Origin of the sequence: Olivibacter sp. SDN3 (assembly GCF_014334135.1) — a bacterium.
Lineage (GTDB): Bacteria > Bacteroidota > Bacteroidia > Sphingobacteriales > Sphingobacteriaceae > Olivibacter.
The window spans coordinates 1,905,052-1,923,891 of record NZ_CP060497.1 but is presented as its reverse complement, the minus strand read 5'-3'; the positions used below and the strand labels follow the sequence as shown (position 1 = coordinate 1,923,891).

Below are 18,840 nucleotides of genomic sequence, written 5' to 3'. Positions count from 1 at the left end.
TGTGCTGACAAAGTTATAAAATATCTGATGTAATGCACATTAAATCACATTTATTTATAAGTCAGCATAAAAATTTTAGCGTCTTTCTCTTCTATTGATTTGTTCTCATTATGCTCAACAAAACAGCGGGGCTTATGTTTAGCTTACGGGTGTTTTCTGTTTAAAAAGCCAACGTTTTACATAGTCCCCTTTCGGATCAAAAGCTGCCTGCATTTTTTTTACATCTTTAATGCCGTTATCTTTCAAACTACTCCCTGCTCCCGCTATATGAGCCCAGTTACCATAGTTGGAAGAAGGGCCGTAATCAATCAATTTATCTTCAAAGTAAGCGGCACCAAGCAAATGGCTAAGACCCAAGTCCTCCACTAAATAATGAGCTACTAAAGCTCTGGCTGCGTGAGGCATAAAGCCAACCTCATTAAGCTGCCGCATTGCTGCGTCTACCAGATCGTTCCCTGTTTCACCCTTTTTCCAAGCCTCAAACGCAGGTGTCTGTTCAGGCGATCGATTGATAGGCGTTGCTGAAAAGCCATTGGTCGTAAAAAACCGATTTCCATATTTTTTAAACATAAAACGGAAATAATCGCGCCATAACAGCCCCTGTATAATGGTTGATGCCGTTTTTTTAGAAAGCCTCTGATCTTCATAGCGTTTTACGGTATGATAAACGGTGTGGGCCGACAAACACCCCATGGCAATCCAAGGAGACAAAATCGTCCCATTGTCTGCACCCATTTTTTCACTTAATGCACAGGGTTCTTCAGCAATGACCGCCTGAAGCTGCTCGATAGCTGCGCTTTCACCCCCTGTGAAGGCAGATTGCCTCGCTAAAGCCATTTCAGCATCACCAAACCCCAAGTCGCGTAGACTTGGCAATTCATCATCAGATACAAAATCATCTGGAAGGGTAATGGTCTCGGGAACACCCAAGCTGGGACGGATAGCCGTCTCTCTTTCAATTTTCTTTCGAAAAGTCGAAAAAGCATCAGGAATATCTTTAATAGGAAAGGGTAGGTCTTCTTTATGATAAAGCGTATGCCCGATAAAGTGCTTCAAGTTGAGTCTCTTGCGCCAAAGAGCTTCTTCTACCAGGGTAGAAATATTCGTTTCCTCTTCTGCCACTTCCCTGTGGTGATACACCTCCTTAACGTCATACTGGGTGGCTAAATCGGGCAACAACTCTTCCGGGTGGCCCGTAGTTACCAATAAATCGCCTCCACGTGCACGCAAAGAAGTGCGCAGATCACTCACACTTTCCAAGATAAACTTTGCGCGTAAAACACCCGTCTTTTGCAAACCATTCGTCAAATAACCAAAATTTCGGGGATCAAATATGTATACAGGAACCACCTTGTCTGCCCGTTCTATCGCTTGCCACAATATCTCGTTATCGCGCACACGAAGATCATTTCTGAACCAAACAAGGATTGTATCTTTATTCATTCTTAATACAGGGAAATATTAACCTCAAATATACTGGTTTTTAGCCGCATAAAACAAAGTTTTACCTACTAAAAACGAAGCTTTACACTATTCTAACAAATGTTCAAACAACATTTTATGCCTCTTCTTTCGCCTCCCCAGTCATAAATGCTTACTATTGCAAAAAATTCACTTTTAATTAAACAGAAAGAACAATACAATTGTAGTATACAAGTGACATAGGCCAAGCGAAAATGAATACACTAATTGCTGGATTAAACAATTATTTAGGGAAAAGACTTGCTTTACATTTAGCAGATGAAGGATACCAGATTTCTTGTTTAGTACGTAATGATAAACATTTCCTAAACACCACGGAAACTCGTCCAAACCTTTTCGTTATAAAAGGCGATCTACTTCGGGAGAAGTACCATCCATCCATCAACGAGCATATGGATGTAGCCATATATCTGAGCCAAGATTCGGCAGAATGGAACGAGCAATACAAAAACCTGGAGTTGCTGTCATTGACGAATTTCATCAAACAGGCCAGGAGAACCAATAGCCAACAACTCATCTATATTACCCGGCTCCGAACCCCTTTTATAAAAGATGTGCAGCAAATTTTGATAGACAGCTACATCTCCTATACTATTGTTCGGGTTAGCAACATCATAGGCAAGGGTTCTATTCTTATGGAAATGATGAAAAAAATCTCGTCGAAGTTTTTTATTTTCACCAATAAACGCTTAGTGAAGATGCGGGCACAACCCATCGCATTACATGATCTGCTCACTTATCTCAATTTTATCACACTCAACCCGGCAGCATTTAATCAGAACTTTGATTTAGGCGGACCCGACATTTTGAGTTACAGGGATATGTTGAGCGCTTATTTGAAGTTACGCCGATTAAAGCGTCCGATCATCACATTACCTAGCTTTAACAATCGCTTATCGGCCATATTTATCAGCCTTACTACGGGTATCAACGTATCAACGGCGCGGGCATTCGGCCAACATATCACAGGAGACCTTTTATGTGAAAACAACCATATTCATGATCTCTTTCCACACGAATGCTTAACATTCGAAGAAGCATTAAAGGAAGCACTTAACGATTGATTGTATCATTTAACCATTGTCCACCGTCATATATAAAAAGCTTTACTTTATTACAAAATTGTCGAAATGAATAAAATACTAGTTACAGGTGCCAGTGGCATGGTAGGAGAAGCATTGATAGCAGCATTAGTAAGTAAAGGATATACCATACATGCATTAACGCGAAAAGCCAAAAGCAACACATCGTCTGTCAGTTATTTTACATGGGATCTGGAAGAAGGCGCGATAGATAAATCCTGTATCACCGATGTAGAAGCCATTATCCATCTAGCTGGAGCAGGTATCGCAAAAAAACCATGGAGCAAAAATGTGCGGATAAATATTCTAAAAAGCAGAACAGACAGTATTCAGCTCATCTACCAGTTATTGCAATCGACGCCCCACCGGGTAAAAACGGTAATTTCTGCATCAGCCACAGGTTATTATGGTAATCGTGGCGACGAATTGTTAACGGAAGAGCGCGTACCTTCAGATGACTTTTTAGGCCAAACCTGCCTCGCTTGGGAACAAGTTGTTTCACAAGCGGCCTCTTACGGTATCCGCACAGTATCGTTAAGGAGTGGTATTATTTTAAGCAAAGAAGACGGGGCTCTTCCATTAATGGCGAAACCCGTTAAGCTAGGCCTTGGCGCAAAATTGGGCAACGGCAGACAATACACGCCATGGATTCACCTAGAAGACGCTGTGGCCATGTATATTTTTGCTTTGGAACACGAAGGGCTCCGTGGCGTCTATAATATGGTAGCTCCCGAAACCATCACCAATAAAACGCTCAATCGGGCGTTGGCAAAAACCCTTAAGAAACCGCTATGGGCGCCACCTGTGCCAGCCTTCCTTATTCGTTCCATTATGGGAAAAATGAGTGATCTACTTCTACACAGCACTAGGGTATCCGCCGAACGTATAAGCAACGCAGGATTTAAGTTCAAGTATCCTACTATCCGGGAAGCTTTAACCAATATATATATAAAGCCTGCAGAAGATGAGCAAAAAGAATGAGATAGCCATCCACTGGTTTCGTCGGGACCTGAGGCTAAATGACAATGCAGCTCTTGTTCATGCACTAACCAGTGGCCGTCGTGTGCAACCCGTTTTTATTTTTGACCACAACATCCTGTCTAAACTGGAAGACAGCGATGATGCCCGGGTCGCCTTTATCCACCAGCAGTTAGGAACCCTTAACCAGCAATTAAAAAGACATCACACGGCTATTGCAATATATCACGATAGACCCGAGATCGCATGGAAGAAGATTATACAGGATTTCGAGCCTGCGGCTGTTTATTATAATCACGATTACGAACCTTACGCCAGAGAGCGAGATCAACGAATTAATGACTTTTTAACTAAAGAAGGTTTGGGAGTATTTACCTTCAAAGATCAGGTGATTTTTGAAAAGAATGAGCTCCTAAAGGCTGACGGCACACCCTATACCGTTTACACACCCTATAAGAACAAATGGTATGCACAACTGGATAACCAGGATTACCATATCTTATCGGCTTCTGACGGTAGCTATCACACATACAGGCAAGCACTCCCATCTTTGAAATCCCTCGGTTTTGAAGCTACGTCTCAGGCTTTCCCTGATAAGCACTATAAGGGTGTGATGGAAAGTTACAGCGAAACCCGGGATATACCGTCGGATGAACATGGTACCAGCCGAATGAGTTTACATCTGCGTTTTGGCACGGTAAGTATCCGTCGATTGGTTCAGGAGGCCCTGCAGGCGAAAGAAAAAACCTGGCTCGATGAGCTCGTCTGGCGAGAGTTTTTTATGATGATTCTATGGCATTTCCCTCATACGACCCATAAAGCCTTCAAAAAAGCCTATGACGGCATCCGATGGCGCAATGATGAAAAAGAATTCGAAACCTGGTGTGCCGGGCAAACCGGGTACCCTTTGGTAGACGCCGGAATGCGCCAGCTGAATGAAACTGGATTTATGCATAACCGGGTAAGAATGGTCGTCGCAAGCTTCCTTTGCAAGCATCTATTGATCGATTGGCGTTGGGGTGAAGCCTATTTTGCGCGGAAGTTACAGGATTACGAGCAGAGCAGTAATGTGGGCAACTGGCAATGGGCCGCAGGGTCGGGAACCGATGCGGCGCCCTATTTTCGGGTATTCAACCCTGAATTACAGCAAAAGAAATTTGACCCGAATCTGGAGTATATAAAACGCTGGGTACCTGAATTTGATGACCCATTTAAATATCCGAAGCCCATCGTGGAACATAAAAAAGCCCGCGAACGGGCTTTGGAAGTATATAAACATGCTTTGAACGATGAGCTTTAAACTATTCGTCCTCATCACTGCTACTGTCGTCTCGGACGGTAATACTGAACTCCAGTGGACTAAACGGAATGTTCCCTCCAGCATAACCATAGGCACTTTTAGAAGGCGAAAAAAAACGGACTTCCCCGCCCTTGTTTAACTTAGGCACAACTTCCCTCCAAGCAGGAATAAGTCCCGTTAGAGCAAAACTAGCTGAGTCAGAGCGTTCAATATCATTACCATTAAATAATGTAAGGGCATACGCAACGGTTACAGTGGAATCCACCGTAATCGGATCACCAGTTCCTTGTTCACTAATATGATAATAGATACCGCTTTCGGTTGTTTCATATTCTTCCAGATTCAATCCGAGCGCTTCAATACGTTTACGAATAGAGGCATCTTCATAAGCAGGCATACTGGCACTATCAATTACGTGTAACACATAATCCATGGATGCATTGGGGGGTATGCCTAAGTCGTCATTCCCGTTAGGGCCGTAGTTCAATAATCTTGACGGAATGAGCACCCGAACCTTTCCATCAGCTTTTTGCAGTACGTTACGAAGAATATGCTTTAAACCTTCGTCTCTCTCGAAAATTTCCTGATAATTAGGTGACGCTGCGGCACTGGATCCCTGCGGTGATGATCCTAAAAAATAACCTAAATAGTCCATGTAGCGATTAGAGGCAGAAAAGGTGTCTGCTACATTATAAGAGCCATCGAGCGATTTTACCGTATATACGATGGGGTATCTGCCTGTGTAGTCAAGTTCAGCGCCTTTTCCTTCTTCTACAACCTGGTAGTACATTCCCGTATTTCCTAGGGGCTGCACATTCAAATTATTAGCTTGGATATAAGCTTCAATATTTTGTGCATCCAACGCTTCTACGCTTTGATATTCTTGCTTATTACAAGCAGCGAATACCGTCAAAACCAATAAACAGCCAACAGCTAATTTTTTAAGGGGAGAGATCATTTACGATATAATGTTATTTTTTATTTTAAAGTGTCATTTTGTAAAAATCGACAATTTTAATTCACGTTATTCTGGTCAGGAGACTTTTTTATATCAAGCACCTCGATATCAAAATCCAAAGGGGAATTTGCCGGTATATCCGCATTGGGTTGATTTCTATAAGCATAAGGAGAGGGTGTAATAATTCTTATTTTCGCTCCTTTCTGCAAACCTGTCTCCAGCAGTCCACCTATCTCATGCTCGCCAATCTTTGCAGGATAAAAAGCAATCTGCCAAGCAGTGATCACTCCGGGCTGCGTCTGAGTTGGTAACAAGTTAAAATAACCATTATTGGCGTCTGTTGTATCTGGGTTTAAATTTTCATCAAATACTGTCCCATCGAGCAATTTTCCGGTGTACTTTACCAAGATCTGTGCATTTGCCAACTGGCTCTCCCCGGTATTATCACTGGTATCTAGATAATTAAAATCACCTTCTCCCGGATCTTTGAGCACATACCAAATACCGGTTTGTTGATGTAATTCTGCAGAATCAGACAAGCCCTGCGCTGTGATATAAGCAGATAGCATAGAGGCTTCCCGTTCAAGAATAGCCTGCTGATCATATACATCTACATCGTCCTTATTACAAGATACGATGATAATGCCCAAAAGAATGGTTAACACACAGGTATAGATTCCTTTCATATTAAATCACGGCTAAGCGTTTTACAAAGTTATGGATTTAATTTATTAAATGGATGGATTAACATTTTTTAACATCAATGTGCCCCCGCCACTTCTACTTTTCCCTTTGCGTTTTTTAACATTAGGATAAATGGTACGCAGATTAGAAATGCCAAACCGATATACAAAAATACATCCATATAGGACAGCACTGCCGCTTGCCCGGTGATCGACCCATCCAAAGCTTTCAATGCCGCAGTCTTTGCTTGATTGGGAGCCATTCCATGTTGCATAAAATTAGCGATCAACCCCTGGTACTTTTGCTGAAACATGGGGTTATCTGGGCTAATATGTCCAATTAAATCACTTCGATGTAAAGCGTTACGTCTACTCATAAAAGTAGTAATCAATGCAATACCAAATGAACCACCCAATTGACGCATCATGCCGGTAAATGCCGCGCCCTGTCCGATCTCTTTACCACTTAGGGTGGATAAAGACAAGGTTGAAACCGGTATAAACAATAAACTCATTGCGACGCCGCGCAACATGAGCATCCAAAAGAAAGCATCCTCTCCGGTATCGGGCGTCAAAATTTTATACCCCCAAATACAAAAAAGAAAAAACAGGAACATACCGGTTGCGGCCAGATATTTTTGCTTTACTCCCCGCTGAATGGCCTGTCCTATGATAGGCATCATGAAGGCGGTCATCAAAGATGCCGGCACCATGAGTAGACCGGCCTGATAGGCCGTCCAGCCCAAGGAGTTCTGTGTATATAGCGGGATGATAAACGTAGAACCGTACAAACCAAAACCGAGAATAAAGGATAGTACGGTACCGACACGTAAATTACCATTTTTCAATACCCGGAGCTCTACAATAGGGTTTTTACAGGTAAGTTCCCGCCAAACAAAAAGATAAATACTCAGCACACATATTACCGACAGAGCCAAAATCATACTGTCATTAAACCAGTCTTCTTCTTGCCCTCGCTCCAGTACAAACTGCAGCGAACCAACCGCAGCCGCCAAAAAGGCTATTCCCCACCAATCGATTTGACTGGCCGATTTCTTTTCGCCGTATTTCGGACTTTTGATAAACTTTAAGGTAAGCATCACGGCAATGATTCCGATGGGAATATTGATGTAAAAAATATAGGGCCAACTGTAATTTTCCACAATATATCCTCCAAGCGGCGGCCCCAATGTCGGTCCGACAATCACGCCTAGCCCATAGAGCGCCTGTGCCATTCCCCGCTTTTCTACCGGGAAAACCTCGGTGATGATGGTTTGCGAGGTTACCAATAAAGCACCCCCACCCACACCCTGCAAAAACCGGAAGAGAATGAGCTCCCACATCGTATTCGCATTACCGCATAAAAAAGAACATACCGTAAATAAAATAACGGATGCCGCAAAATAATTACGCCTACCAAACTGCTCCGAAAAAAAGCTGGTCAATGGCACCACAATAACGTTACCGATAGCATAGGCTGTAATTACCCAACCTATTTCACTGAGTGTAGCCCCCAAGTTTCCACGCATCTCGTTAAGCGCCACATTTATAATGGTGGTATCTACGATTTCCAATAAGGCACATAAAATAGCTGTAATCGTAATTATCGCTCTTCGAAAACCGTATTCTACCAATGAATTCTGTTCCATAATTTATTTTATTTCGCTCCCTAAACTTTACGCATCCCTAATAGCCGTCTAAACAATAGGCCACGAATACCCGATGTAGCGATATGCACAAAATGTATTTGCTTAGAGGTGTACATCCACCAGTACATTCATCCCTGTACGGAGTTTAGCCATAAATGCCGGGTCATGTCCCTCCTCAAAATCGATTCTTACCGGTATCCTTTGCACGACCTTAACGAAATTTCCTGAAGCATTATCCGGGGGAAGTAGGGACTGTATGGCTCCGGTTGCGGGCGAGAAGGAAACCACGGTACCTTCCAGCGCTACGTCTGGGTATGCGTCTACGGTAATCGATACCTTCTGCCCCAATTCCATTCTCGTTAACTGCGTCTCCTTGAAATTAGCGATCACCCATTTTTCATCTAAGGGAACAATACTGAACAACGATTGTCCTGCAGCGAGGTACTGTCCCGGCTGCAGATTTACCTTACCCACCTGGCCATCGATAGCTGCGGTTATCACGGTATACGATAAGCTCAGCTGTGCCGATTCGACCTCAGCCTCCCGTTGTTTAATAGTTGCGTCGGCCACCGATACCTGACCAGTGCTCACTGCTTTCTGTGTGCTGATTGCTTTTGCTTGACGATCGGCCGACTGTCGCTGAGTTTCCAAGATAGCCAATTGCTTTTCTGCCAACTGCTTATTAGCTAAGGCTTCCTCATACTGCTGCTGCGTAATGCTATGATCTTTTATCAAATTCCCGTAACGCTCAAAATCTTTCTCGGCACGCCATAAATTCACTTTCGCCGATTCGATCTGCGCTTCTACCGTTCCAATATTCACCTCGGAAGTATGAATGTTTGCCTGTGCCACCTGAATGCCTGCCCCCGCTACATGCGCGTTGCTCTTAGCAGAGGCTAAACCAGCCTCTGCTTGTGCCAGCGAGACCATAAAATCCCGATTGTCAAGTATCACTAAGGTATCGCCTTTGCGCACCTGTTGATTGTCTTTCACACGCACGTCCTTGATATAGCCAGATACACGCGGAATGACCGGACTGATCGTGGACACTACTTGAGCATCATCGGTTTCCTCGTGTTGCTGTGCATGGAGGTATTTAATCACCCCATACGTTCCTCCTATAAGGATCAACAACGCAAAAACTATAGCAAAACCTTTATTGCCCGATTTCTTTTCCGGTGTATTTACTGTTGTTTGATTATTTGTTTCCATTTTTTATATAAAATCGCTAGGTCATTTAAATCTTCTATCTATATATCGTCTGTGGCGTAAGTCTCATTACTTATGCCGGCACTTTCAAAGAGCTTGTTGTAGGCCACTACGGCATCCGCCTTCGCGTAGGTATAATCGATATTAGCCTGCAACCGGGCAACATCCGCATCTAAAAGATCGGTGGTCGTTGCCAGACTATTGTCGTACTTATTCTTCGTAATGCGATAATTCTCATTGGCCTGCTCCACCGCTTTTTCATACACTTGGATCTGTTTTAAGCGTTGATTATAATCTTGATACGCTTTATGTATATCGCTTTTGATCGCATCACTTAATTGCTCCCGATCTAACGCAAGTTGATCTTCCTCTGCCTTCGCCTGCTTTATTTTCGCGCCTGCTTTATAAAGGGAGGCTATATTATAACTTAGGCCAGCGCCTACATTGACGGCATTGGTAACGGTAAGGGCATGTGGCACATTAATGCCAACATAACCAGCTGAAAGCGCAAGTGTTGGATAATAAGCCCCCTTGGCAACCTTAACTCCAGCATGTGCGGCTTCCTGCCGTTTCGCTACAGCCTTAAAATCCGATCGCTCATTTAGAGCTGATGTTTCCCATGCTGCCAAAGTGCTGGCCGCCGGAAGTTGCGACAGGTCGGTAGTATCCAATAGCAGTTTGGTATGCTCTTCCAGGCCGAGCATCAAATCAAAATTAAAATTGGTTATTGCAGCATTATTCTCTGCTTCGAGCAAAGCCAGCTCCAGATTACTTTCCTGTAACTGCACCTTAAGCAAATCATTGCGTGCCACTAAACCATTAGCCTCCATACCGGCAAAATCTTTCACCCGCTGCCTCGAAATCTCCAGATTCTCTTTTACCAGATTCACCGCTGCCTGGGCTTTGTAAAGATTATAATAAGCAGCAATGGTATTCTGAACAACCTCTTGCCTGTTGCGCTCAGCATCCAGCGTAGCTGCAGTTTCGAGGTATTTCGCCGAAGCGATGCCATTGTTGATCCTTCCACCAGAAAAAATCGGCAAACTGGCTGTAGCCATACCAAACATCGCCTGACTAATATCAGGTGCGTCGTCCATTGCTCCGCTCCCCGGTTCCTGTGTATCCGGCTGTTGCAATTTGAGATTCACATTTGGACGGTTCAAGCGCATATATTGCCCAGAGACATCGATATCCGGCAGACGGTTATCTTTAGCCTCACGCAAAGAAGCCACGGCCTGCTCTACTTTACTTTTACTCACTTTGAGTGATCTGTTATGGTTAACGCTCAGCCCTATAGCCTCCCGCAAGGAAAGTGATTTTTGCTCCTGTCCGAAGGCTGTTCCTGCAAACAGCCACAGGAGACAGACACCTAACAAAAAATAATTGCTACGTTTATGAATACAATTTCTCATGTTGTTTTTCTTATTTATGGGATTCGTCGAATGTGAGATACGCGATAAACATTCTTTTGAGATGCACCCTTAAGATCGACAGACCTTCCTTTTTAAAGTTATCTTTTGCTGCGCCTTCCAGTTTATTGCTCCGGGCTTCATATCGACAGTTGGCCAACATCTGATTAACGCTGCCGATCAATACGGAAGAAAGGAAAAAAACATTCACATCCTTTCGAAAAACGCCCAGCCGCTGTCCGCTCTTAACCGCACGCTCCACCAATTTTCGATTTTTTGTTTTCATCTCCAGGATCATCTCAAAAAGCGGCCCTTCTTTCAAGATGCTTGCCTCACGCATCATAAGCTGATTGAACAGCTGTCTGCTATACAGGGTATCAATAAACACGTCGATTATTTTTTCTACTTTTTCAAAAGCACTGCTTGTTTTTTCATGTAGAATATTTTCAAGTGTACTGGTAATGAAAGCAAAATGATTGATAAATAATGCTTCCAATAGCTTATCCTTCGATCCGAAATAATAAGACACCATAGCCACGTTAACGCCTGCCTCCTGTGCAATGTCACGTACGGATGTTTTATCATATCCATGATCGGCAAAAAGCCGTAAGGCAATATCCATGATCTGAAGCTGTTTATCGCTGTATGTTTTCATTTTTTTGTAATTGCTGCGCAAAATTAAACAAACGTTTAATTTAAACAAATGTTTAACAGAAAGGGCACCCAGCGACAACACATAAAATAATGAATATCAACATCTTATGCTTTGTCTGATTTATGTAAAATACAAAAGAAATTTTAGACGGTTTAGATCAAACGTCCTTTTATAACCAAGGTTTTGGCTATTTTATCATGAAAACACTGTTGCTTCCGGTCGAAAAACCCCGTTAGATATCCGATCCCAAAAGTAATTACGCAGGTAATCTTCGCTACATTCCGCAGAAATGACCTTCCAAGGCCAATGGGATTACCCTGCATATCGGTTACCCTGATCTGTAACAGCAATTTGCCTGGTGAAGCATTCAGTCTGGATCCTTCTGCAATTACGTTGACTAAGAACTTAACAATAGGAATAAGGCCTAAGCCAAATACGAGCATCATCCACTGCTCTTCCTTTCCCTGAGCGCTGCCGTCATCAACCTTTATTAAAACCGCCAGCGCCGCCAAACAGTAAATGATAAACGCAAAAAAATAATCGATAGCTGCCGCAAGCAATCGGACGTCCAAAGTGGCATAATATTGGGGAGCAGCGCGCTCATGCCGTACACCAAGCTCTTGGCAAAGATCGGGTAGCTCACGGAGTTCCTTGTAGTCGTCATAACCCTCAGGTTTCACAAAATCGGTACCCGAGAGCCCCATACTTTTCAGGTCTTCCAATTGAAAAGGGCCTTCAGGCTTTCCGCCTTTTACAATATAATAATACATGATCCGCAGCTAGTAGCGTTCAACGGAAAACGAACTCAACCCACCTTTTAAGTTGATCAAATATTTATTAGATGCCTGATCAAAATCTGCTGTTGCGTATGAGCCATCATCCCGCTTCGTAAATCCGGGAAAATCCTTTGAAGACAGTCCTGATTCCACCTGAATCCGACAGGCTGCTGCCTGAGGTATGGCTATTTCAATACTTGCTACCCCTGACTCTACAAAAATTTCCGACGACTCCAATGGCATTCCCAGTTTCGTTTCGAAGGATGCAGCCCCCCCTTTGAATGTCAATTTTCTAACCTTGTACCTACTCAGGTCAAAATCAATGGCCCCAGCCCCAACTTCTGCCTTTATGTTCCAAATGGGATTGGTATTAAGATACATTTTCGCCTCATTCTCCCCATTATTCCGCAAATTCCATTTTCTGCCTTTGGTATTCTTCATCCGAAAAGATAAATCTGCGATAGAATCCCTAGTAGAGCTCTGCAGTACATGACCGGCGAAGTTACTTTTAGTTTCTGCTTTAAACAGCTCGTCCGTTTCGCCGCCAACATTATATTCAACTGCTCCTCCTTTGATCTCCAAGTTAACTTCCTTCACTTGCTCCTCAAAGGCCGTAACAAAATCGGCCCTCCGTTCTACACCATCCCCATCATCTTCTCCTTCATCCAAATTACGCCAAACCGATCCTTCTTTCCAGCTACTGGTAGGCCTTGAAGATTGATAACCGATAAAAACCAAGGCTCCAATAGTTGCAATAACAGAAATAATATTACCGTACCCATGTCGTGGCACCAATAGGTTAACACCAATAATGATGAGAAATATTGGCCAAAAACGCCATAAACTCGACCAGTAAAAGGTCACTACTCCAAAGTTGCTCAGCAACCACATGACGCCAATGAACAACAGTACCAGGCCCCAGTTTAATCTATCTCTTTTCATCTCAATTTTTTTAATTATCGTAAAATGGCTATTATTTTAGTATAAGGCTTTCAACCTCAATGGCTACCGTCTCCTTATTTTTTATATCTCTTCTGTAGCTTCCTCTTCGTCGCCCTCTATGGTATACTCCCTCCGGTCTTCAGCAACCTTCCGTCGCTCAAAGGACGTCGAAATAGTGAAAATTCCCAAAACCACAAATACTACGGGCCATACGCGCATAATTTCTGTCCAGGTGATAATATCCAATTGAATAATGAGCAAAAAAGCACCTATTACCAACAAAATAATTCCGGCAAGCCTTTTATCGCTGTCCCTTTTATTTTTCACATTTTGATAAGGTGTTTTTTCCCTATCATAAGTCTCTGGGGCTACCGGTGTTTCCTGATTAAAAGCTTCTCCGGAAATATCCGGAAACACAAAAGGTTTTTTGGGGAGGACAGCCCACATGACCACATAAATAATTGGCCCTACAATACCAAAACCGGAGAAGCCCAAAAATATGCTTAAGATAAACAGCAATCTGACCCAGGTTTTGTCAATATCAACATATTCTGCCAAACCCGCACAGACGCCACCTATCATGCCCTCCTGTTCATTCCGTCTAAGTTCTTTTTCCATAACCTCGGTTTTTATTTTTACGCCCCTGTTTTTATCTCCTTCTGCCACGCTTACAAATGCGCTGACTATATCTCGCCGTAAACAGGTCTGATTACTATTTCATCCACATTGGCGCCTGCACTCATCTGTAGGCAAGCACGAACAGACGCCGCAATATCATCTACCGCAACAAAGCGCTCTTCCGGAATTGCAATCCCCTCCCAGGAGGAAGTATACGTTGAACCTGGAATAATTTCTGTCACCTTCACACCATATGCGCCAAACTCTTGCCTCAATACAGTAGTTAGACCGTGTACGGCATATTTTGTTACACTATATGAGGCTGCCTTCGCAAAAGGCATTTTCCCAGCAACCGAACCCACGTTAAATATGTGACCGGCTTTTTTCTTACACATTTTTCTGCCGAAAAAAACCGACAGGTAGTGTGTACAGAACACGTTTACAGCCATATGATCGGCAAATGTGGTTTCACTTTCTTCCAAAAAACTCGATGGATTAAATAGGCCCACATTATTTATAAGGATATCAATAGTGGCAGAAAAATTTGCTGCAGCCTCCGCCAATTCCTTCACCTGTTCCTGATCACCACAATCAACTACAAAATATTTTATCATGCATTCGGGATATGAGTTAATAAGCTCATTTCTTAACTGTTTCAAGTCCTTTTCTCCTCTAGCAGCTATCATCAGGTTACACCCTTCCTTCGCAAGCATAGCTGTTATACTCCGTCCTATACCCCTTGTAGCGCCCGTTATCAGAGCATAACGCCCTTTTATTGAATTCGACATATTTTTAACCATTATTGATTATTTGTTGTTGCAGTCCAAGCCTCTTACTCATTAGCAAACAAATATATCAAATTGCTGTTTCTATTTCTGTTTGAGAGCAACGGTGGTGGTGTTAACAACATTGCCAAGCCGTCAAAGGTAGTTCAGACACCTTTAATGTATTTAATAGTGAAAAAATATTTACTCAAAATTTGTTTGCTTGGTATTCGTGAATGCCAAGCAATTTATCTATTTTGGTAACCATATAATGATCTTGATTATAACTTTATGTTTTTTACAAGTTTCGGCAAATACCTCTTATTATTAAAAGCGGTTTTTAAAAAACCAGAGAAGTTCAGCATCTATTGGAAAGAGATTATGCATGAAATGAATAGTATAGGTGTAGGCTCTTTAGGATTAGTAGGTATTATATCCACATTTATTGGTGCGGTAATGACCATGCAGATCGCCTTCCAACTTGTTTCAGACCTCATTCCAAATTCGATTATTGGCCAAATTAACCGCGACTCCAGTATTTTAGAGTTAAGTCCAACGATATCTGCATTGGTTTTAGCAGGTAAAGTGGGATCGTCGATCTCATCGCAGATTGGTTCCATGCGGGTAACTGAGCAGATCGATGCGTTGGAAATCATGGGAATCAATGCTCCGGGATATTTGATTTTGCCCAAAATATTGGCCGGAATAACCATGGTACCCCTACTCGTTATACTATCTATCTTTTTGGCATTAAGTGGCGGACTGGTTGGCGGAGCCTTATCCGGTGCTGTTACTCCTGCTGACTATATCATGGGTATAACGGGCGACTTTAACGGCTATACCGTTGCGGTTGCTCTTGTAAAGGCTTTCGTTTTTGGTTTTATCATCACCACGATCTCCGCTTATCAGGGTTTTTATGTAAAGGGAGGGGCACTTGAAGTAGGCCAGGCCAGCACCAAAAGCGTAGTAGTGAGCTGTATCACCATACTGGCGGCCGACTACGTAATTACGGCACTAATGCTTTAGGCTATAATTTAATTGCTAGCTTGTAAAGGTATCCATTTTGAAAATAAAAATCTGAGTATATCGGATAAAGGTAAATCGCGATAACAATGATAGAAATAAAAGATATATACAAATCTTTCGGGGATAACGAAGTGCTTAAAGGCATATCGGCCACGTTTGAAGCAGGTAAAATCAGCTTAATCATCGGCGGTTCCGGATCTGGCAAAAGTACGCTGTTAAAATGTATGGTGGGTTTGCACGAACCTAATAAGGGAAAGGTGGTATATCGCGATCAGGATTTTACCCGGTTGAACTTTGAAGATCGTATACCTATAAGAAAAGAAATCGGTATGCTTTTTCAAAATTCAGCACTGTTCGACTCCATGACCGTAGAAGAAAACATTACTTTTCCTCTACAGATGTTCAGTGACATGAGTAAAAGCGAACGGATAGATCGTGCCAATTTCTGCCTGGAAAGAGTTAACCTGGAAGGAAGAAACAAGTTATTCCCTGCGGAACTATCAGGAGGTATGAAGAAGAGGGTTGGGATTGCGCGTGCCATAGCCATGACTCCAAAATACCTCTTTTGTGATGAGCCCAACTCCGGTTTAGATCCCCGTACCTCTATTGTGATAGATGAGCTTATCCAAGATATTACAGAGGAATATAAAACCACCACGATCATAGTGACGCACGATATGAACTCGGTTATGGGCATTGGACAGTATATTCTTTTTCTTTATCAAGGCGAGAAGAAATGGGAAGGCTCCAATAAAGAGATTGCCCACACCGATGTGGATGAACTAAATGACTTTGTTTTCGCCAGTCCGTTTATGAAAATTGCCAAGGAGAGCTTTTAAATAAAAACAACTAAAAAGGCTATCTTTGTCCAAAATTTTCAAGATTTTGACATACACATCCAACACTATACAATTACTTACTCCTCAATATTGGAAAGACTACGAATTGATCGATTGCGGCGACTTCGAGAAACTGGAACGTTTTGGTGATCTTCTGTTGATCCGGCCGGAGCCTCAAGCGGTGTGGCCTAAAACCCTTCCTGAAAGCGAGTGGATCAAAAAACATCATATTCGTTTTAAAGGTCGTTCGGCTACCAGCGGCGACTGGTTAAAAAAAAGCCATAAAATAGCAGATAGATGGCATATAAGTTATAAAAACCCCGAAATTTCCATCAAATTCCGTTTAGGCCTAACGGCTTTCAAACATGTGGGCATTTTTCCCGAGCAGGCCGTTAACTGGGATTATATTTCATCTACCATCAAGTCCTTTCAAATACCACGACCCAAGGTCCTTAACTTATTTGCATACACAGGTGGTGCATCCTTAGTTGCGCAAGCGGCCGGTGCAGACACCACACATGTCGATTCCATTAAACAGGTAGTTACCTGGGCAAACGAAAACCAGGAATTATCTGGATTGAAAGATATTAGGTGGGTGGTAGAAGACGCATTAAAATTTGTTAAGCGCGAATTAAAACGTGGTAATAAATACAATGGTATCATTTTAGACCCTCCCGCTTACGGCCATGGTCCCAAAGGTGAAAAATGGAAATTGGAAGATCATATCAGCGAGATGATGAACGATGTGGTGCAGCTGCTAGACCCTAAAGAGCATTTTTTGATTTTAAACACTTACTCACTGGGTTTCTCTTCTGTTATTGTGGAAAACCTGATTAAAGGAGCTTTCCCACAGGTGAGAAATCTAGAGACCGGAGAACTTTATTTACAGGCTACCACTGGAAATAAGTTACCCCTCGGTGTATTCGGTAAATTTAGAAGTTGATGTCATGCGTTAAAATCAGCGTCCTTCCCCCTACGGAATATGGACATCTGCAAAAAATAACGAATAATGCTTATTTCTGCTTGCGTCGTCAGTTGATGATTTGCTATCACATTCAGATATACTCATCGCAAGGTGTACATTAACTTTGAAAAGATTGATCAACCTATTGGAAAGCATATAGACGCCAGAAATCTAGTTAAACCAGGAAGAACCCCTTCCACACTTCGTAATAATACTTAAGAAAAATATTCTTCATGCTTAAATTTCCGGGACATGCTTCGTGGTGCTCCGAATCTACTACTGACCAATTGACCATTAATTTCAATATTAAATAGGGTTTTATTCAGATATTAATAGGGTTTTGTTCGGACCTTATTCGGATAAAAGCGACTAAAGTCCCTTTTTTATTTTAAAAATATATATTCATTTTCAGACTTAATTTGGAAGTTGTTCAGAATTTGTATATACTTAGAACAAATTAGGTATCGGATAAATAATAGTATTATGGGAAAAGTAATCAACGGTGTAAATGGCCCTGTCTCCGGAAAAGTAGGCAATGTGGTCTTCTGTAAATGGAAGGGTATTGATTATATACGAAGTTTACCACGAATTAACCGCAGCCGGAAACCAACTGCCGGGCAAGCCAAGCAACGATCGAAATTTCGCTTCATGCAAGACGTGTTAAGCTCTATTGTACCACTTGTGAGAATGGGTTTCATGAATCACTCTCCGAATCGCACCGGCCATAATGTAGCAATGTCCTATAATATCAAAAACGCTGTTACCGAGGACGATGCCGGTTATCGTATTATCCCAGAAAAATTCATGATGAGTGGCGGCATCTTAGCACCTCCTAGAGAAACCAGCGTCACACTAGAGGAAAATGATCAGGTTTTATTCCGTTGGGCATATAGGGGGAAATCAGAAAATGAGCATGGCCTAGACAGAGCGTTACTGCTCATAACAGATTTTGATAGGATGCTTAACTTTCATACTTCCGGTAATTTTCGGGAAAGCGGGGAAGATAGACTTTATTTGCCGAATGCCAAATTTAAACGTGGAGATATTTTTCATACCTATCTCGCTTTTTTTGCTACCGATGGCAGTAATCACAGTTCGGATAGCGTATATATAGGCACCATTGAGATCAAGTAAAATATTTTTACTTATTTTTACGTTACTACAGGAGTTTGCTCAAAAAGCAATCTAAATTGATGTGTCTTTCTCGCAATGGAAGCTCCTTTTTGGACGCGTAGCTGAGCTGCTACATAACCAAAGAGTGATAGCATAAAGGCGTACTTGGAGGATAACATTTAAAATAAGCTTATTAATTAATTTGCGTATATGCCCACAGAAAACCAGGAAAATCCTTCGAAAAGCAAAGTCATTCTTTGGCTGAAACGCGTCGGCTTCTGGGGTTTCCTTTTCTTTTTGCTGAAAGGGATTGTATGGCTTCTTCTCGGGTATTGGGTATTGAAGTAATACTTTTTTACCATAAAAATAGGAGGTCACGCCTATTTTTTCATT

At 42.3% G+C, this 18,840-nt stretch carries 18 protein-coding genes; 7 read left to right on the top strand and 11 right to left on the bottom strand.

Annotation, left to right across the window (positions count from 1 at the left end):
- Positions 1–138 precede the first annotated feature (138 nt).
- Entirely contained in the window at positions 139–1,443 is a 1,305-nt protein-coding gene (locus H8S90_RS07820; protein WP_187342005.1) for a DASH family cryptochrome, read from the bottom strand.
- Between the two features lie 233 nt (positions 1,444–1,676).
- On the opposite strand from H8S90_RS07820, the gene H8S90_RS07815 reads away from it, so the two are divergent.
- The 3 genes from H8S90_RS07815 (at position 1,677) to H8S90_RS07805 (ending at position 4,842) form a co-directional block, all read left to right on the top strand.
- The gene (locus H8S90_RS07815) at positions 1,677–2,546 is read left to right on the top strand and encodes a hypothetical protein (RefSeq protein WP_187342004.1); all 870 of its coding nucleotides are present in this window, start codon (positions 1,677–1,679) and stop codon (positions 2,544–2,546) included.
- Between the two features lie 66 nt (positions 2,547–2,612).
- Positions 2,613–3,545 (top strand): TIGR01777 family oxidoreductase, encoded by a 933-nt coding sequence (locus H8S90_RS07810; RefSeq protein ID WP_187342003.1) that lies wholly within the window; start codon positions 2,613–2,615, stop codon positions 3,543–3,545.
- Positions 3,529–4,842 (top strand): deoxyribodipyrimidine photo-lyase, encoded by a 1,314-nt coding sequence (locus H8S90_RS07805; protein WP_187342002.1) that lies wholly within the window; start codon positions 3,529–3,531, stop codon positions 4,840–4,842. Before H8S90_RS07810 ends, H8S90_RS07805 begins: the two co-directional genes overlap by 17 nt.
- A 1-nt stretch (position 4,843) precedes the next feature.
- On the opposite strand, the gene H8S90_RS07800 is transcribed toward H8S90_RS07805, so the two are convergent.
- From H8S90_RS07800 to H8S90_RS07755, 10 genes are all read right to left on the bottom strand, one after another.
- Complete coding sequence (locus H8S90_RS07800; RefSeq protein WP_187342001.1) at positions 4,844–5,800, bottom strand: FKBP-type peptidyl-prolyl cis-trans isomerase; 957 nt, start codon at positions 5,798–5,800, stop codon at positions 4,844–4,846.
- A gap of 56 nt (positions 5,801–5,856) precedes the next feature.
- Complete coding sequence (locus tag H8S90_RS07795; RefSeq protein ID WP_187342000.1) at positions 5,857–6,486, bottom strand: FKBP-type peptidyl-prolyl cis-trans isomerase; 630 nt, start codon at positions 6,484–6,486, stop codon at positions 5,857–5,859.
- Between the two features lie 74 nt (positions 6,487–6,560).
- Entirely contained in the window at positions 6,561–8,132 is a 1,572-nt protein-coding gene (locus tag H8S90_RS07790) for a DHA2 family efflux MFS transporter permease subunit (RefSeq protein WP_187341999.1), read from the bottom strand.
- Between the two features lie 102 nt (positions 8,133–8,234).
- Entirely contained in the window at positions 8,235–9,344 is a 1,110-nt protein-coding gene (locus H8S90_RS07785; protein WP_187341998.1) for an HlyD family secretion protein, read from the bottom strand.
- A gap of 38 nt (positions 9,345–9,382) precedes the next feature.
- Positions 9,383–10,753 carry a TolC family protein gene (locus H8S90_RS07780; RefSeq protein ID WP_187341997.1) on the bottom strand — a complete coding sequence of 457 codons (1,371 nt, stop codon included), beginning with the start codon at positions 10,751–10,753 and terminating at the stop codon, positions 9,383–9,385.
- 10 nt (positions 10,754–10,763) lie between these two features.
- Positions 10,764–11,405, bottom strand: a complete 642-nt coding sequence (locus H8S90_RS07775; protein WP_187341996.1) for a TetR/AcrR family transcriptional regulator — start codon at positions 11,403–11,405, stop codon at positions 10,764–10,766.
- A 152-nt stretch (positions 11,406–11,557) separates the two neighbouring features.
- Positions 11,558–12,175, bottom strand: a complete 618-nt coding sequence (locus tag H8S90_RS07770) for an RDD family protein (RefSeq protein WP_187341995.1) — start codon at positions 12,173–12,175, stop codon at positions 11,558–11,560.
- Positions 12,176–12,184: 9 nt separating this feature from the next.
- On the bottom strand, positions 12,185–13,123 hold the full coding sequence (locus H8S90_RS07765; RefSeq protein ID WP_187341994.1) for a LiaI-LiaF-like domain-containing protein: 939 nt from the start codon (positions 13,121–13,123) through the stop codon (positions 12,185–12,187).
- Between the two features lie 81 nt (positions 13,124–13,204).
- Positions 13,205–13,741, bottom strand: coding sequence for a PspC domain-containing protein (locus H8S90_RS07760; protein WP_187341993.1), 537 nt, complete (start codon positions 13,739–13,741; stop codon positions 13,205–13,207).
- A 65-nt stretch (positions 13,742–13,806) separates the two neighbouring features.
- The gene (locus H8S90_RS07755) at positions 13,807–14,529 is read right to left on the bottom strand and encodes an SDR family oxidoreductase (RefSeq protein ID WP_187341992.1); all 723 of its coding nucleotides are present in this window, start codon (positions 14,527–14,529) and stop codon (positions 13,807–13,809) included.
- A gap of 267 nt (positions 14,530–14,796) precedes the next feature.
- Between H8S90_RS07755 and H8S90_RS07750 the strand changes: the two genes are divergently transcribed.
- The 4 genes from H8S90_RS07750 to H8S90_RS07735 all read left to right on the top strand — a co-directional run bounded on the left by H8S90_RS07750 (position 14,797) and on the right by H8S90_RS07735 (position 18,468).
- Positions 14,797–15,531, top strand: coding sequence for an ABC transporter permease (locus H8S90_RS07750; protein WP_187341991.1), 735 nt, complete (start codon positions 14,797–14,799; stop codon positions 15,529–15,531).
- Between the two features lie 86 nt (positions 15,532–15,617).
- The gene (locus tag H8S90_RS07745) at positions 15,618–16,370 is read left to right on the top strand and encodes an ABC transporter ATP-binding protein (RefSeq protein WP_187341990.1); all 753 of its coding nucleotides are present in this window, start codon (positions 15,618–15,620) and stop codon (positions 16,368–16,370) included.
- Between the two features lie 46 nt (positions 16,371–16,416).
- Positions 16,417–17,313 (top strand): class I SAM-dependent methyltransferase, encoded by an 897-nt coding sequence (locus H8S90_RS07740; protein WP_187341989.1) that lies wholly within the window; start codon positions 16,417–16,419, stop codon positions 17,311–17,313.
- A gap of 504 nt (positions 17,314–17,817) precedes the next feature.
- Positions 17,818–18,468 carry a DUF6266 family protein gene (locus tag H8S90_RS07735; RefSeq protein ID WP_187341988.1) on the top strand — a complete coding sequence of 217 codons (651 nt, stop codon included), beginning with the start codon at positions 17,818–17,820 and terminating at the stop codon, positions 18,466–18,468.
- The last annotated feature ends 372 nt before the right edge of the window (positions 18,469–18,840 follow it).